The organism is Streptomyces sp. NPDC002835, from assembly GCF_053591995.1.
This window is the reverse complement of sequence record NZ_JBSFUW010000007.1, coordinates 144,223-158,928: the sequence shown is the minus strand read 5'-3', so window position 1 is coordinate 158,928 and position 14,706 is coordinate 144,223. Positions and strand designations below refer to the sequence as shown.

At 72.9% G+C, this 14,706-nt stretch carries 15 protein-coding genes and 2 pseudogenes; 9 read left to right on the top strand and 8 right to left on the bottom strand.

Annotation, left to right across the window (positions count from 1 at the left end):
* Window positions 1–94: 94 nt before the first annotated feature.
* From ACWD01_RS10340 to ACWD01_RS10330, 3 genes are all read right to left on the bottom strand, one after another.
* Window positions 95–973: a lysozyme gene (locus ACWD01_RS10340; RefSeq protein WP_451160106.1), complete on the bottom strand. Its 879-nt coding sequence runs from the start codon at window positions 971–973 to the stop codon at window positions 95–97.
* Between the two features lie 249 nt (window positions 974–1,222).
* A complete protein-coding gene (locus ACWD01_RS10335) occupies window positions 1,223–1,819 on the bottom strand; it encodes an exonuclease (RefSeq protein WP_451160104.1) in 597 nt (198 codons plus the stop codon).
* Between the two features lie 99 nt (window positions 1,820–1,918).
* Entirely contained in the window at window positions 1,919–2,521 is a 603-nt protein-coding gene (locus ACWD01_RS10330) for a TIGR03086 family metal-binding protein (protein WP_451160102.1), read from the bottom strand.
* 250 nt (window positions 2,522–2,771) lie between these two features.
* On the opposite strand from ACWD01_RS10330, the gene ACWD01_RS10325 reads away from it, so the two are divergent.
* Window positions 2,772–4,922, top strand: coding sequence for a hypothetical protein (locus tag ACWD01_RS10325; protein WP_451160100.1), 2,151 nt, complete (start codon window positions 2,772–2,774; stop codon window positions 4,920–4,922).
* Between the two features lie 20 nt (window positions 4,923–4,942).
* Here ACWD01_RS10325 and ACWD01_RS10320 read toward each other — a convergent pair whose 3' ends face one another.
* Together ACWD01_RS10320 and ACWD01_RS10315 are read right to left on the bottom strand one after the other, a co-directional pair.
* Complete coding sequence (locus tag ACWD01_RS10320) at window positions 4,943–5,497, bottom strand: hypothetical protein (protein ID WP_451160098.1); 555 nt, start codon at window positions 5,495–5,497, stop codon at window positions 4,943–4,945.
* Between the two features lie 44 nt (window positions 5,498–5,541).
* Complete coding sequence (locus tag ACWD01_RS10315; RefSeq protein WP_451160096.1) at window positions 5,542–6,138, bottom strand: NAD(P)H-dependent oxidoreductase; 597 nt, start codon at window positions 6,136–6,138, stop codon at window positions 5,542–5,544.
* A gap of 221 nt (window positions 6,139–6,359) precedes the next feature.
* Between ACWD01_RS10315 and ACWD01_RS10310 the strand changes: the two genes are divergently transcribed.
* Window positions 6,360–7,025, top strand: coding sequence for a uracil-DNA glycosylase (locus tag ACWD01_RS10310; RefSeq protein WP_451160094.1), 666 nt, complete (start codon window positions 6,360–6,362; stop codon window positions 7,023–7,025).
* A gap of 97 nt (window positions 7,026–7,122) precedes the next feature.
* Window positions 7,123–7,629 (top strand): DinB family protein, encoded by a 507-nt coding sequence (locus tag ACWD01_RS10305; RefSeq protein ID WP_451160092.1) that lies wholly within the window; start codon window positions 7,123–7,125, stop codon window positions 7,627–7,629.
* A 19-nt stretch (window positions 7,630–7,648) separates the two neighbouring features.
* On the opposite strand, the pseudogene ACWD01_RS10300 reads toward ACWD01_RS10305, so the two are convergent.
* A pseudogene (locus tag ACWD01_RS10300) lies at window positions 7,649–8,006 on the bottom strand (IS982 family transposase); the annotation flags it as partial.
* A 14-nt stretch (window positions 8,007–8,020) separates the two neighbouring features.
* Between ACWD01_RS10300 and ACWD01_RS10295 the strand changes: the two are divergent.
* Window positions 8,021–8,419, top strand: a pseudogene (locus ACWD01_RS10295) (zinc ribbon domain-containing protein); the annotation flags it as partial.
* A gap of 91 nt (window positions 8,420–8,510) precedes the next feature.
* Here the strand turns inward: ACWD01_RS10295 and ACWD01_RS10290 are convergent.
* Window positions 8,511–10,004, bottom strand: coding sequence for a carboxylesterase/lipase family protein (locus tag ACWD01_RS10290; protein WP_451160090.1), 1,494 nt, complete (start codon window positions 10,002–10,004; stop codon window positions 8,511–8,513).
* 156 nt (window positions 10,005–10,160) lie between these two features.
* Between ACWD01_RS10290 and ACWD01_RS10285 the strand changes: the two genes are divergently transcribed.
* Both ACWD01_RS10285 and ACWD01_RS10280 read left to right on the top strand, forming a co-directional pair.
* On the top strand, window positions 10,161–11,027 hold the full coding sequence (locus tag ACWD01_RS10285) for a PhzF family phenazine biosynthesis protein (RefSeq protein WP_451160088.1): 867 nt from the start codon (window positions 10,161–10,163) through the stop codon (window positions 11,025–11,027).
* A gap of 43 nt (window positions 11,028–11,070) precedes the next feature.
* Complete coding sequence (locus ACWD01_RS10280) at window positions 11,071–11,730, top strand: HAD family hydrolase (RefSeq protein ID WP_451160086.1); 660 nt, start codon at window positions 11,071–11,073, stop codon at window positions 11,728–11,730.
* On the opposite strand, the gene ACWD01_RS10275 is transcribed toward ACWD01_RS10280, so the two are convergent.
* Window positions 11,727–11,948: a hypothetical protein gene (locus tag ACWD01_RS10275; protein WP_451160084.1), complete on the bottom strand. Its 222-nt coding sequence runs from the start codon at window positions 11,946–11,948 to the stop codon at window positions 11,727–11,729. The genes ACWD01_RS10280 and ACWD01_RS10275 overlap by 4 nt on opposite strands.
* On the opposite strand from ACWD01_RS10275, the gene ACWD01_RS10270 reads away from it, so the two are divergent.
* The 3 genes from ACWD01_RS10270 to ACWD01_RS10260 are packed head-to-tail and all read left to right on the top strand — an operon-like array spanning window position 11,938 to window position 14,344.
* Window positions 11,938–12,297, top strand: coding sequence for a hypothetical protein (locus tag ACWD01_RS10270; RefSeq protein WP_356897557.1), 360 nt, complete (start codon window positions 11,938–11,940; stop codon window positions 12,295–12,297). The genes ACWD01_RS10275 and ACWD01_RS10270 overlap by 11 nt on opposite strands.
* 53 nt (window positions 12,298–12,350) lie before the next feature.
* Window positions 12,351–13,049, top strand: a complete 699-nt coding sequence (locus tag ACWD01_RS10265) for a response regulator transcription factor (protein ID WP_451160082.1) — start codon at window positions 12,351–12,353, stop codon at window positions 13,047–13,049.
* Window positions 13,046–14,344, top strand: a complete 1,299-nt coding sequence (locus ACWD01_RS10260) for an ATP-binding protein (RefSeq protein ID WP_451160080.1) — start codon at window positions 13,046–13,048, stop codon at window positions 14,342–14,344. The genes ACWD01_RS10265 and ACWD01_RS10260 overlap by 4 nt, the downstream gene beginning before the upstream one ends.
* The last annotated feature ends 362 nt before the right edge of the window (window positions 14,345–14,706 follow it).

Below are 14,706 nucleotides of genomic sequence, written 5' to 3'. Positions count from 1 at the left end.
CGCATCGGTTGGCGCCGATGTGCCGACGCCGGGTGGAGCCGTCCCAGGACGGCTCCACCCGGCGTCGTTGTGCTGCGGGCGGGGGAAGGACCGGTCAGGTGTTGTTGGCGAGTGCCAGCAGCCGGGTCATGGAGCCGTTGAACTTGTTGCGGTCCACGTCTCCCGCGACGCCGCTGACCCGGCCGGTCGCGGTGTACTGCCAGAAGGTCCAGGTGGGGAAGCCGCTGGGGATGGTGGGGCTGCTGACGCCCCAGTGGGCGACCCACAGGGGCGCCTTGTAGTGCATCCCGGTCCACCGGTCGGTGCAGGTGTTCCACCAGCTGGCGGTCGTGTATATGACGACGTCGCGGCTGGTGCGGGCCTTGTACGTGTTGTAGAAGTCGTTGATCCAGGTGCGCATCTGGGTCGTCGACAGGCCGTAGCACATCGCGCCGGACGGGTTGTGCTCGATGTCGAGGACGCCGGGCAGCGTCTTGTTGTCGCGGGACCAGGCGCCGCCGTTGGAGGCGAAGAAGTTGGCCTGGGTCGCACCGTTCGAGTAGTTGGGGCGGGCGAAGTGGTACGCCCCGCGGATCACGTCGGCGTAGTACGCGTTGGTGTAGTTCGCGCCGAAGCGGGAGTCCTTGAAGCTGGTGCCCTCGGTGGCCTTGATGTAGGCGAAGTCGATCCCGGCGCTCTTCACCGAGTTCCAGTTGATCGAGCCCTGCCAGTGCGAGACGTCGATCCCCTGGACGCCGCTGGTGTCCAGGGGCGAGAGGAGACCGCCGTCCTTCGAGGCGTGGGGCTGCTCGAGGCGGGTTCCCGAACCCATCCACGCCTGGCCGGGCTTGACCGGCTTGTCCACGGGCGGCGGCGCCGCGGCGGCGGGTCCGGTGGTCGTGAGGAGCAGGGCACCGGCCGAGACCAGGGTGCCGATGAGGGTGGCGGCCTTCGATCTTCCGCGACGTGCTGATCCGGCTCGTGACACAGGCATGACTGCCTCCTGCAGGTGGGGGATCGGCGGGCGGGCGTGAGCCGCACGACTTCACCGGGGGACGTGAAGTCATGGACACGTCACATGAGTAGGCCAGTGTGGACGACCGGGCGTAAAGAGGCGGCAGGAAGTCCCTAAGGACCAGACCTGTGGCGGTTCGGCGGAGCTGCGGAAACGCGCGGACCTCGCGGCAACTTTCAGAGGCGCCGCCCGGAACTTTCTACTCGCGTAGCACTCGGGGTGGTCCGGTCACCGACCGGGCCACGCCATCAGATTGCTGAACAGCTCCGCCTGCTCGATCGCGTCTTCCAGCGCATGGTGCGTGTGCCGCCGCGCCGACAGCAGCTCCCGCGGCATCGTCCCCTTCGACACCGCACGCAGCGGCAGCCGGGCCTTCGTCGCGTACAGCGTCTTCATGTCCAGGCAGCCCGAGTGCCCGAACGGGCTCGAGCCGGTGAACCGCATCTGGTACCAGTACAGGAACATCCAGTCGTACGGCGCCGGATAGCCGCACATCACCGGCTGCGCACCCCCGTGCGCCTCCCGCAGCCCCTCCACCCACACGGCGAACTCCGCCATGGCGAGGGCCGGATCGCACCCCCCGGCCGTCAGGCGCTCGCGGTCGAGACCGCTCACGGCGAGCGCCTTAGGGTCGAAGTCGTCGGAGACCGGCCGCAGTTCACGGTAGAACGTGTGCTTCTCCGGGTCGCACGGCTCATACCCGGCACCGTCCTGGCGGCCGGCCACCGCCGCGCCGAAACTGAGCATCGAGTACGGGCCGGGGACCGGCCCGTCGGCCTCGATGTCGACGGAGATGTAGAGACTGGGCTTCACGCGGTGCGTCATGGTCCGGAGCATCGCATCGACACCGGCCCGGACTCACTCGTATTTCCGGGCGCGGTACGTCGTCCGTCACCGTGCCGCGCCCGGAGGAGCCGCGCTTCGTCAGTCGCCGGGCCGCCAGTCCGGGCGGCGGCCGCTGAGGCCGATCACACGGTCCAGCAGCGGCGCGTCGTCCGGGACGGGCACCGGGGGGCCGAAGATCCCGTCGCGCAGGGAGTCGTCGTCGGACGGGCGCACGATCTCGTACGAGACCGCCGCGCTCGCCTCACCGGGGTCGTACTCCTGACCCGTCGACCGCGCCAGGTCCCAGCCGTGGATCACCAGCTCGTTGAGCGCGACGCGGCCCGCGGCCGCAGCGGGCAGGTCCACGCCGCCGGCGCGGGTCATGCCCTCCCACGCCTCCGGCCGGCGCCACGCCTCGGCGACCTCGGCCAGGTGTACCGGGAGCGTGGTGCGCCAGGCGTCGTCCAGGACCGGGAGCGCCGAGTCGGGACTGGTGTCGGTCGTCGGCCCGAAATCCTTGCGGGCCGCGTCACGGAAGGCGAGTGACAGCCCGTCGAGGTGGGCCAGCAGCTCCCGCACGGCGTACTTCGGGCAGGGTGTCGGGTCGCCCAGCTGCTCGTCGCGGACGGCGGCGAGCAGCCCGGTCACGGCGCGGGCGGCGGGGGTGAGGTCGGGCAGGGGTGTGCTGTCGGAAGTGTCCATGCAGGGGTGACCGGCCGCCGCGCCGAAACTCATCGCCGTCGGCGGAACCCATCGCCGGACGGGGCCGCCGCGAGCGCCCGGGGCGGAGGCGCACCGGGCCACCGCGTACAGGGTGGGCGGACGCCGCCCGCGGCGGTGAAGCGGACCGTGACGTCACCGACGGCCGTTCTCGGGCTCATCGCTCCCCCGATCGGGCTAACCCGGGGCCCGGAAGGATCACCGGCGCCGCCCGCCCTCATACGCTCCACAGGTGACTCGTACCAACGCCCTGAACACCGGCCGCGACGCATTCCTCACCTGGGCGACCCAGGAGAGAGACGCCGCCCTGCCCGCGCGCCTCACCGACGCCGTGCTGACGATGCTCGCGCTGCGCGGCGCCGACCGCAGGGCCGGGGTTCCTGAACCGACGCCACAGCTGCTGCGCCAGGTCCTGCACGAGGACCTCCCGCAGCTGCTGTGCGCCGGGGAGGACGAGCTGGACGCCGTACCGGACGTGCTCACCGCACTCGCCGACCGCGTCCGGGCCGCGGGCCGCCTCAACGCCAAGCGGCACGCGCGGCTGCTCGCCGCCGTCGAGGACGCCGTCCCCGGCTTCCGCCGCGCCGTGGCCGACCCGGCGAACCTGACCTGGCACCGCTGGTACGCGTCGCTGCTGATCGCCGACGGCGTCGACGCGGACGACGCCGCCGCCGTACGCGCCTGGCTCGACGCCCACGAGAGCACGCCGCACGCCGACCGGCCCGCCCTGCCCGAGCCGCTGCACCGCTCCGACGTGGCCGAGCGGACGTTCACCGTACGCACCGGCCTCGACGAAGCGCTGCTCGCCGCCTTCGCCCGCGACACCGCGGAGGAGTCCCCGGCCGGCCCGCTGCTGCCCACGCCGCCGCTGGACGCCGACCGCCCCGACGACGCGCTCGCGCGGGAACTGGACGCCGTCGCCGACGAGTTGCTCGACCGGTGGACCGCGGCCGGTCTCACGGAGGCGTTCGCCACGCGGCACGCCGCGCTCGCCCCCGGGCCGGAGGCGATGCCGCACGTCGCGCTCGCCGACCGGATGCTGGACGAGCACCTCGACTACTACGGCGACTCCTCCGTACCGCTGCCGCCCCCGCCCGCCGTACCGGAGCCCGACGAGATCCGGGACCTGCTGCACGCCGCCCCGCTGCCCGCGGCGCTCGCCGCCGGTACCTTCGACGACGAGCTGGCCGAAGTCGCGGAACGCTGCGGCCTGCCCGGCCCCGCCACCGCCGTGTGGACCGACGGCACCCCGCAGGAACTCCTCGAACTGGCCGCCGACATCCTGGCGGCGCAGGCCGAACGGCTGCCCCTGGTCACCGGCCCCCAGGACGCGTACTCGTTCGACGCCGCGCACATCCTCTACTCGCTCTACGAACGCGGCGGCACCCCCGACTCCGTCGCCCGCAAGGTCTGCGACGCGAAGGCCGACGGCGTACCGCCCGAACTGGAGGACGCGCCCGCCCCCGTCCCCGGCAGCGCCCCGGACGCCTACGAGACCCCGTCGCCGCAGGAGCTGTCCGTCCTGCTCGGGATGCCCGGCCGTACGGATGCCGACCGTGCCGAGATCGACGCCCCCGCCCGCGGTCTGGCGGCACTGGTCGACCAACTCGCCGCCACCGGCTGCGTGTTCCGAACCGGCGACACGTACGGGCTCACCCCGCTCGGCGCCGCCGTCATGCGCCATGTGATCACCGCCGGCCATGTGGCCGCGCCCGACCGGGCCACCGTCACCGGTTGGGACGCGGCTCAGACCGTCGCCGCGACCCGCCACTGGCCCACCCGGCTCGCCGCCGCCGCGCTCGCCGCCTGGGCGGCGAGCCGCGGCTCCACGGACGCGGCCTGGGCCGAACTGCTCGACGCGGTCTCCGCGGCCAAGGCCGACGACGTCAACGCCGCCCGTACGTCCGAGTCGTTCGCCCGCCTCGACCTCGCGGCCGTCCCCACTACGGCGCTCCGCGCGGCGCTCACCGACCCGGTGACCGGCGCCGCCGCCCGCAGGCTGCTCCTTGCCCGGGGGGAGTCCGTCCCCGAGGACGCCGTTCCGCTCACCGCCCGGGCCACGGTGCTCGTGGAAGAACTGGACGGGCGCTGGATCGACGACATGCTCACCCATGTGCAGCGCCGCGACGACGCGGGCGACACCGGCATCCCCCGGCCGACCGACATCGCGCCCACGACCCTGCTGCCCGCCTTCGACACGGCGGCCGCCGCGTGGCCGGGCGGCGCCGTCGCCCTCACCGACGCCCTCGCGGAGGCCGACCCCGGCACCTCGTACCGCATCCTCGACACCCTGCACGCCCACCACCCGGACCGCACGGTCGCGGACGCCGCCGCCCATGCGCGCAAGTCGGCGCGGCGCGCCCTGTCCCGGCGGCGCGACTGACGTCCGGGGCGGAGCGGGGTTCAGCGTCGGCGGCTGCGGCGGCCGAGAAGCCTGGCCTGCTCGCTCTTCAGCCGGGTGAAGCGGTCCCGGGTGTACTCCCGCAGCTCCCGGCCGGGAAAGCGGATCACCGACAGGTGCTCCCCGTGGTCGCCCTCCGCCCAGCGGGCCGCCGTTATCTCGTAACCGGAGACATGGGCGCACAGTTCGAGGAGGACCGGCGGCATTTCCTCCTCGATGAGCAGGTCGGCCTTGGTGACCACCACGTCCCGCATCGCCCGGATGTTGGGGATGAACACCGTCGTGGCCCAGGTCCGCCACCGGGCCAGCTCCTCGTCGGTGGGCGGCGTGTCGTGATGGAACGGATCACGGCCGTCCGGGCGTGCGTACGTGGCGGCGAAGGTGTCGTAGACCCGGCTGTTGGCTTCCATCAGGGCGAACAACGGCCCGTAGAACTCGCTCAGTTGGAGGTTGACCCGCGCCAGCCGTGCCTGCCGTTGCGCCAGCCGCAGTCCGTTGAGATAGGTCGCCAGATAGCCGGCGAACGCCAGCGCGACGGTCACGATCACTGTGGCCATGGCAGCCGATCGTAGGCCACGGCCAACGGTCCGGGTCGGCCCGGTCAGCCGTCCAGCAGGGCCGCGGCCTGCTCGCGGGCCTCGCGGAGCCAGTCGGCGCGCTGCCCGTCCGTAGAGTCGCCGACCGTGCGGAACACGACCCGGCGGACGTCCGCGACCCCGACGTACGGCAGTACGCACGCCGCCCAGACGCGCTGCAGCGGGTCGCCGAACTCGCCGCGCTCACGTTCGGCAGGCGTGTCCGAGGTGTTCAGCACGAGCGCCCGCCCGGCCCGGAGCAGCCCGACGGGCTCACCGTCCGCGGTGCCGAGCTTGTACGCCACACCGGGCACGAACACCCGCTGCAGCCACCCGGCGAGGACGGCCGGCGGCATGCCCCACCAGTTGGGATGGACGAAGACGAGGGCGTCGAGCGTCGTCACCTCGGCGCGGTGGAGGGCCACTTGGGGATCGACGGCCTCCGCCGCCGCCTGGACCGTCTCCGTCTCACCGGCGGTCAGCCCGGGCGGGAAGCCCTCGGCACACAGATCGTGCGCGAGCACCTCGCAGCCGTGCTGCCGCAGTTCGTCGACGACGGTGTCGTAGAGCGCGTGGTTGAAACTGCCGTGTCGCGGATGCGCGACGTATACGCCGATGCGCAAGTGCGTCAACTCCCCGGAATCGCCGCGGGCCGGGCCCGTACCCGGGGCCGGCCGCCCGGCCGTCGGACTTGAGATGGTCAGTCGCCTGTGGAGAAGGCGTCCATGAGGGTATCGATCCCTGGCACCCCGGTGCGGCCCGTGTCGTCCGACGCGCCTGAGAGGCGGGCCGAATACAGCGCAGGCCGCCTGCCGTTGCCCGTGAGACCGGCATACTCCGCCTCATGTCACACAACGGATTCCCGCCCACCACAGCACCCCGTGCGCTGCGCGACCCCGCGTTCCTCGCGCACCGGATCGGCGCCGTGCGTACGGCCCCGGCGGTGCGGCCGCTCAACGACTGGGTCGCCGGTCTGCGCGAGCGCCTGGGCCGTGCGGAGTCCGTGCCGTGGTTCGATCCCGCCTCCGGCGGCACCGAGGCGCGGAGCCTGTTCCTGCTGGAGGCGCCCGGCCGGATGGCCGTGGGCGGCGAAGCGGGGCTGAGGCGCACCGGGAGCGGCATCATCTCCATCGACAACAACGACCCGACGGCGAACAACTGTTGGACCCTGCGCAACGAGGCCGGGCTGCCGTATCGGCACTCCGTGTACTGGAACATCGTGCCGTGGTACCTGGGCACCGCTGATCGGATCGCCGCGGCGGGGCGTACGGAGATACAGCGGGCCGCGCCGTTTCTCCATGAGGTGGTCTCGATGCTGCCCGAGCTGGAAGTCGTCGTTCCGATGGGCCGGAGCGCCCAGGCGGGCTGGGACGCCTACGCCGCCCGTTACGGGCCGGCGGTCCGCACCCTGCCGACCTGGCATCCCAGCCCCCGCGGCCTCGCGTCCCGGCCGGCCTCACGCGGGGAGATCCTGGAGGCCATGCGGGAAGTCGCCGCGCTCGCGGGGTGAAGGGCGCCGCCGGTCAGGGCGTGCCCGGCGGACCCGGGGACGGGGCCGCTCGATAAATGCCTCGACATCGGGGTGGTGATCGGAGACGCTGCGCGCGATGAACAGAATCGACGACACGCCCCCCGCGTGGGACGAGCGCACCCAGCTCACCACGTTTCTCGACTACGCACGCGACACCGCCCGCGCCAAGTGCGACGGCGTCTCCGAGGAGAACGCCCGCAAGGCGCTTCTGCCGGGCTCGCCGCTGATGACCATGAGCGGGTTGATCAACCACCTGCGCTGGGTCGAGTACTACTGGTTCCAAGTGGTCTTCCTCGGCGAGGAGGACAGTGGCCCCTGGACCGAGGAGGACCCCGATCGCGAGATGCGTATCGCCGTCGACTTCCCGCTCACGCAGTTGCTCGACGAGTACGCCGAACAGAGCGCCCGCTACCGCGAACTGGTAGCCGGGAACAGCCTGGACAAGCAGGCCCAGCGAGCCGTCCGCGACGGCCTTCACGTCGATCTGCGCTGGATCATCCTCCACCTCACCGAGGAGACAGCCCGCCACAACGGCCACCTGGACATCCTGCGCGAGATGCTCGACGGCACGACGGGCGACTAGATGAATGAGTCCGATGTCTTCAGTGGTCGTACGCGATCAGCGAGCGTTTGACCGTTGCTCCGGTGTGCCAGTTGTGCCAGATCGCGGTGGCCGGGGCGAGCAGGCGTTGGGCGGTGCGGGCGAAGACTCCGGCCGGGGTTCTGCCGCCGTGCTGTTCCAGGCTGAGCTGGCCCTTGAGGGTGTCGATGACGGCCTCGATCCACTGGCGGACACGAGCGATCTTGCCGAAGCGGAGCCGGTTCGTCCTCGCGGTCCGGCCGCACCAGGTGAGCGCCGAGCCGGTCGGTGACGAAGGCTTCGAACTCCCGGTCGGCGAAGCCCTTGTCGGCCAGGATCGCCTGCCCGGCCCGGGTCAGGTGGTGGTCGCGTTCCAGCAGAGCGGCCATCAGGGGCCTTCGCCCAGCTGGGGAGCTTCATCGCGTACAAGGCCCGCAAGGCCGGGGTGCCGGTGGTGTATGTCGACCCGGCGTACACCTCCCGTACCTGCGCCGAGTGCGGGCACACAGACAAGGCGAACCGGGTGTCCCAAGCCCGGTTCGCGTGCCGGTCCCGCGGGGGCATCGAGCTGACCTCGCCGGAGGTCGCCGAGCGGCTGTCGATCGCGGGGACTCCGGCCGAGTGCGCGGAAAGGATCCGTACCCAGATCGCGCCCAGTGGTGTGAACCATGTGATCTGTGCCGTCACGGACCGGGACATGGTGCGGACGTTCACCGGCAGGGAGCTGGACGGGGTGGCGGACGTGAACGAGCAACTGCGCCTGATCAGCGAGCAGATCATGCCGGCGGTCTGAGGGCGGGTGCCGGGCCGCCGCGGTGGCCCGGCACCGTCAGCAACGAACTGACTGCTCGTCGGGCCCCCGCACGAGCCTGCGCCGCCCCCGGTCAGAGGCCCAGCGGCCGGTAGTCCATGTCCCGCCACAGCGCCCGGGTGTCCGGCAGCGGCGGTCGCTGCCCGGTGTCGGCCGGGGCCCAGACGTGGACCCGGCCGGTGCCGGTCCTGGCCAGGGGCTGCCAGCCCGGGGCGCCCGTCGCCGCGAAGGCGGCCCACGCCGCGACCATACTCCGGGCCAGTTGGTGGTCGGCGGGGGAGGGCGGGCCGCCGATGAGGAACTCGACGGCGGGCAGGGTGTGGTTGCCGAACGCGAAGGGCACATCGGCGCAGTGCCAGGCCCGCACCTCGCCGCCGGGCCCGGTGCGCCGCCGGTCGAAGCGGGACAGGTACGCGAGTCCGCCCGCCCGGGCCTGCGCCTCGGCGAGCCGGCTGCTGTACTCGGCGAACTGCAGGTCGCCGAAGACCGCGAGGTGGATGTCGGAGACGGGAGCGTCCGGCATGAGTTCGCGGTAGCCGGCGAGCAGGCCCTCGGGCAGCCCGAAGTCGGCGGCGAACCGCTCGAGCGCGGCCGGCGTGGTGATCTCGGCGCTGCTGCCGACGGCGTCCATCAGCCAGAACTCCTGCGTGGTGTGGCACACCAGCAGGTCCACGTCCGCCGCGGCGCCCGCCGCCACCGCGGCCAGTGGTTCCCCGGGCAGGACGTCGCCGTCGACGACCGGCCCGTAGATCACCGGGTCGTAGTGCAGATACCCGGACTCCGGGTCGCGGCGGAAGGCGTCCACGACCTCGTCGGAGGCGGCGACCAGCGCCTCGGGCGACGCCGCGGCCAGCGCGGCGGCCGTCGCGGACACGCCCGCCGCCGCGGCGACCCGCGCCGTGATGTCCCGGGCGAGCGCGGCCGAGAAGCACGGGCCCACCGCGCTGTGCGCGATCACGCGGCGGAACAGGCCCTTCGCCCGGTCCATCACCATCAGGCACGCGACGGACGTCGCCCCCGCGGACTGCCCGGCCACCGTGACGCTCCCGGGGTCGCCCCCGAACGCCCCGATGTTGTCGCGCACCCAGCGCAGCGCCGCGACCTGGTCGAGCAGTCCGCGGTTGGCCGGCGCCGACGGAACATGGCCGAACCCCTCGAACCCGAGCCGGTAGTTGACCGTCACCACGACCACGCGGCCGTCACGGGCCAGGACGGCGCCGTCGAAGTCGGGCTGCGCCGAGGAACCGAAGGTGTACGCGCCGCCGTGGAGCCAGACCAGCACGGGCAGCCCGGACGCGTCCGCCAGGGCCCAGACGTTGAGCGTCAGCACGTCCTCGTCGCCCGGGGACCACGCGGGTGCCCCCGGCAGCTCCGCCGACTGCGGCGCGACGGGCCCGAAGCGGGTGCACTGCCGTACCTCCCGCCGGGGCTCGGCCGGCAGCGGCTCGCGGAACCGCGCGGCCCCGAACGGCGGCGCGGCGTACGGCACTCCGAGCACCGCCACCACGTCACCGTCTGCCGCCGGGCGGCCACGCACCGGGCCGTCCTTCGTCCGGAAGACATCCACGGTCGCTGCTCCCCATCCCCGTACGTTCGCCGCCCCGCAGGGCGCACTCCGGCGGTGATCATGTCAGCGCACCGTCCCGCTACGCCATCGAGATAGCCGCCCCGCACGGCATGGGGGAGTGGGAACAAAGCGTCCCGGCCCGTCGTTCCGGCGATCATGACGACCACGACCGAAGTGCTGCGCCTCACCGCCTTCTCCCGGGACCCGGACGGCGGCAACCCCGCCGGTGTCGTCCTCGACGCCGAGGGGCTCGACGACGCCCGGATGCTCGCCATCGCCGCGGACCTCGGATACAGCGAGACCGCGTTCCTGACCGCACCGCCCGCCGGGCTCGGGGGCGAGGCCGGGAGGGCGTTCACCATCCGGTACTTCAGCCCCAGGGCGGAGGTGCCGTTCTGCGGGCACGCCACCGTCGCCACCGCCGTCGCCCTCGGCGAGCGCATCGGGACCGGCGACCTCGTCTTCGCGACGCGCGCCGGGACGGTGCCGGTGACCGTGACGGAGCAGGACGGGGAGCTGCGGGCGACGCTGACCACGGTCGAGCCGTACAGCGAGCCCGTCGCGGACGCGGACCTCACCGAGGCGCTGGCCGCGCTCGACTGGCCGGCCGCCGATCTGGACCCGGCGCTGCCGCCCCGTATCGCCTTCGCCGGCGCACGGCACCTGGTGCTCGGCGCCGCGACCCGCGCACGGCTCGCGGACCTGGCGTACGACTTCGACCGCCTCGAAGCGCTGATGCGGCGGCTGGACCTGACCACGGTGCAGTTGGTGTGGCGGGAGTCGGAGAGCGTCTTCCACGTACGCGACCCGTTCCCCGTCGGCGGTGTGGTCGAGGACCCGGCCACGGGAGCGGCGGCGGGCGCGTTCGGCGCCTACGCCCGCGAGATCGGCCTGGTCCCCGCGACGGCGGTGCTCACCCTCCACCAGGGCGCGGACATGGGCCGCCCGGGCGTGCTGACGGTGGAACTCCGCGAGGACGACCGGCGCGTACGGGTCACGGGCACGGCCGCCCGTATCGTCTGACCCCCGCCCGGGCCCGCCCCGGAGCGGGCCTAGGCTGCCCGCCATGACCGGTGACGCCCTGGACCTTGACCTTGTGATCTTCGACTGCGACGGCGTGCTCGTCGACAGCGAGCGGATATGCGTCGAAGTGGACGCGCTGATCATGGCGGACCTCGGGCTCTCGTTCACCGAGGCCGAGATCGTCGACCTGTTCGTGGGTTCCTCCGCCGAGGTCTACACGGCCGTGGTGGAGGAGCGCCTCGGGCGGCGGCTGGAGCAGGGCTGGCAGCGGAAGTACGAGCATCTCTACGACGACGCCTTCGCCGGCCGGCTGACGGCCGTCGACGGTGTCACCGACGCCCTCGCGGGCCTCACCGCACCCGTGTGCGTCGCGTCCAACGGGGACCACGACGGCATCCGCCGGAGTCTGCGGATCACGGCGCTGAGTGACCACTTCGAGGACCGGATCTTCAGCGCCGCGGACGTGGCCAGGGGCAAGCCCGCCCCGGATCTCTTCCTGCACGCCGCCCGTGCGATGGGCGCCGACCCCGCGCGGTGCGCGGTGGTCGAGGACAGCGCGTACGGGATCCGGGCCGCGCAGGCCGCCGGTATGCGGGCCTTCGGCTACAGCGGCGGCCTGACGCCGGCCGCACGCCTGGCGGGCCGGGGCACCGTCGTCTTCGACGACATGCGCGACCTGCCGGCCCTGCTGGCCGGGGGCTAGAACGACGTCTCGCGGACGCTCGCCCGGTCCGAGGGCTCGGTCGTCGCCGTGATCTCCGAGCGGTGGCGGGCGGCCGAGAAGGTGGCCGTCAGGGTTTCGGGCGAGGTCTGGGAGGTGCTGACGGTGAAGCCCTGGCTGGGGACCGCGGAGATGAGGCACACCCCGCCGCTGCCGTAGCGCACGGTCGCCTTGCCGCCCTGCGAGGAGATGGTGTGCACGCCGGAGCCGCCCTCCTCGCAGCCGCGCCCGTCGGCGGACGGCTGGGCGGGCGTCTCCTTCGGGGGCGGCGGGGTCGTACGGGCCGCCGGTGTCGGCGTCGCGGTGCGCGGCTTCTCGGCCGTTCTCGACGGGGTCGGCGACGGTGTGCGCACGCTCGGGGTGGGCCGGGGGCTGGGGGAGGGCGAGGGTGCGGCGGCGGGGGAGGACGACTGCGCGGAGGCCATGAAGTCCTCCAGTGCCGACTGCGCGACCGGCGCCGTCGGCCTGGTCGAACCCACCACGAAATGGACCGTGATCATCACGGCCGTGACGCTGGCCGCGGTGCACGACAGCCAGATGAGCAGATAGCGCGGAAGGCGGGACACGACACCATACTGACGGACCGGCTAACGTGCCTGCTCATGGCCTCCGTACTTGTCGTCGAGGACGACCCTGTGATCCGGGCCGCGCTCATCGAGGTCCTCACCGGACACGGGTACGCGGTGAAGACCGCCCACCAGGGCTTCGAGGCGCTGCGCGAAGTCACCCAGAGCCCGCCCGACATCGTGGTGCTCGACCTCGGGCTGCCCGACATCGACGGGCTCGACGTGCTGCGGATGATGCGAGGTATCTCACGGGTCCCGGTCCTCGTCGCCACCGCGCGGGACGACGACACGGAGATCATCAGGCTGCTCAACGCCGGCGCCGACGACTACATGGTCAAGCCGTTCTCCGGCGGCCAGCTCGCGGCCCGGCTCGCCGCCGTGCTGCGCCGCTCCGGGCCGTCCGACGCCCTGGACAGCGGGGACCGGCGGTCCGTCGTGCAGGTCGGCGAGCTCAGGATCGATCCGACGGCCCGCACTGCGCACCTCGCCGGACGCGAGCTCGCGCTGACACGGCGCGAATTCGACCTGCTCGCCTACCTCGCGGCCCACGCCGACCAGGTCATGTCCCGCAAGCGCATCCTCGCGGAGGTGTGGCAGCAGCCCTATCTGGAGGACCAGACCGTGGACGTCCATCTCTCCGCCCTGCGCAGGAAGCTCGGCGAAAAGGCATCGGATCCCCGCTATCTGCACACTGTGCGCGGTATCGGGATAAAACTGGTCACTTCGCCCTCATGAGACGCGCACTCGCCGGGATCGCGCTGGCCGTGACGTCGATGATCGCGCTGTCCTTCCTCATCCCGCTCGCCCTGCTGGTCCGCGAACAGGCGCGCGACCGGGTCACCACCGCCGCCGAGCAGCGGGCCGCCGCCCTGTCCCCGGTCCTCGCCCTCACCACGCGGCGGGCCGACGTCCACCAGGCGGTCGCCGAGCTCGACTCCGGCGACCAGCTGGCCGTACGCCTCCCCGACGGCGGTTTCGTCGGCACCCCGCACGCCCCCAGGTCGGCGCTCGACCGCGCGGTACGGAAGCGGGAGACGCTCGTCATGGACACGGCGGAGGGATGGATCTACCTCCAGCCCGTCGTACTGCCGGAGGACCGGGTCGCGGTCGTCGAGGCGTACGTGCCCGCCGCGGACCTGACCCGCGGTGTGTGGGCGTCCTGGGGCGTGATGTCGCTGCTGGCCGTCGGGCTGGTGGGCGGTTCCGTGCTCGTCGCCGACCGGCTGGGCGCCCGGGTGGTGCGCTCCTCCCAGGGCCTGAAGCGCGCCTCGCTGGCGCTCGGGTCGGGCGACCTCGACGTACGGGTGGAGCCGGACGGGCCGCCCGAACTCCAGGACGCCGGCGCCGCGTTCAACACCATGGCCGACCGGGTCGTGGAACTGCTCGCCATCGAACGGGAGATGGTCGCCGACCTCTCGCACCGGCTGCGCACCCCGCTGACCGCGCTCTACCTCGAGGCCGACCTCATGGGCCCGACGCCGGGCGCCCGCCGGATCACCCGGGCCGTGTCGCAGCTGGAGGCCGAACTCGACTCCATCATCACCGCGGCCCGCACCCCGCTCGCGGCGGGCCCCGCCGCGGGCCGGCCGCCGGGGCGGCCCTGCGAGGTGGCGGAGGTCGTCGCGATGCGGCTGGACTTCTGGTCGGTGCTCGCCGCGCAGCAGGACCGTATCTGCGAGCGCTCCTTCACCCCGCGCCGCACCCCCGTGCGATTCCCCGAGGACGACCTGGCCGCGGTGGTGGACGCCCTGATCGGCAACGTCTTCCGCCACACCCCGCAGGGCACCGCCTTCGCCGTACGGGTGGAACGCCGCGACCGGCATGTGCTGCTGACCGTGGACGACGCCGGTCCCGGCGTCGCCGACCCCGAGGCGGCGCTCACCCGAGGCGTCAGCGTGGGCGGCGCGGGTGGCACGGGCCTCGGTCTGGACATCGTGGCGCGGGCGGCGCGGGCCGCCGACGGAGAGCTGGAGATCGGCCGCTCGCCGATGGGTGGAGCGCGGGTGCGGGTGTCGTTCGGGCTGGTGTGACCGACGCCCGCCGAAAATGACCTTCCTCGGCACCGACGCCCGTGACCTGCGGTGACCGCCGGTATCCTTCGGCGGTGCCCGATGTCAAGAGGCGTGACACTCACGAATGTCTAACGAATCACAGACTTTTGAGCCCTCGTGATGTCAGAGTGGCCCAAGAGGCTGGAGTTACTGACCAGTTGGACCAGTTCTGTGTTGCCCGAAAGCCGTTCCGGACGGCTGTGCCGGAAAGCGGGGGGAGGGGTACGTGACGCGTCGATGCGCGAGAGCCGATACGGCCGCCACAGCGAACCCGGGCGTCAGAGCGCTCAGACCCTGAACGCCGCACCCCAGCCCCGCTGAACGGCCCCGAGGAGAGGCAG

Bases quoted from the DNA above. Each gene is read 5' to 3' on its own strand.
- ACWD01_RS10340 (WP_451160106.1), bottom strand. From the start codon at position 973: ATGCCTGTGTCACGAGCCGGATCAGCACGTCGCGGAAGATCGAAGGCC.
- ACWD01_RS10335 (WP_451160104.1), bottom strand. From the start codon at position 1,819: ATGACGCACCGCGTGAAGCCCAGTCTCTACATCTCCGTCGACATCGAG.
- ACWD01_RS10330 (WP_451160102.1), bottom strand. From the start codon at position 2,521: ATGGACACTTCCGACAGCACACCCCTGCCCGACCTCACCCCCGCCGCC.
- ACWD01_RS10320 (WP_451160098.1), bottom strand. From the start codon at position 5,497: ATGGCCACAGTGATCGTGACCGTCGCGCTGGCGTTCGCCGGCTATCTG.
- ACWD01_RS10310 (WP_451160094.1), top strand. From the start codon at position 6,360: ATGTCACACAACGGATTCCCGCCCACCACAGCACCCCGTGCGCTGCGC.
- ACWD01_RS10305 (WP_451160092.1), top strand. From the start codon at position 7,123: ATGAACAGAATCGACGACACGCCCCCCGCGTGGGACGAGCGCACCCAG.
- ACWD01_RS10285 (WP_451160088.1), top strand. From the start codon at position 10,161: ATGACGACCACGACCGAAGTGCTGCGCCTCACCGCCTTCTCCCGGGAC.
- ACWD01_RS10280 (WP_451160086.1), top strand. From the start codon at position 11,071: ATGACCGGTGACGCCCTGGACCTTGACCTTGTGATCTTCGACTGCGAC.
- ACWD01_RS10270 (WP_356897557.1), top strand. From the start codon at position 11,938: ATGGTGTGCACGCCGGAGCCGCCCTCCTCGCAGCCGCGCCCGTCGGCG.
- ACWD01_RS10265 (WP_451160082.1), top strand. From the start codon at position 12,351: ATGGCCTCCGTACTTGTCGTCGAGGACGACCCTGTGATCCGGGCCGCG.
- ACWD01_RS10260 (WP_451160080.1), top strand. From the start codon at position 13,046: ATGAGACGCGCACTCGCCGGGATCGCGCTGGCCGTGACGTCGATGATC.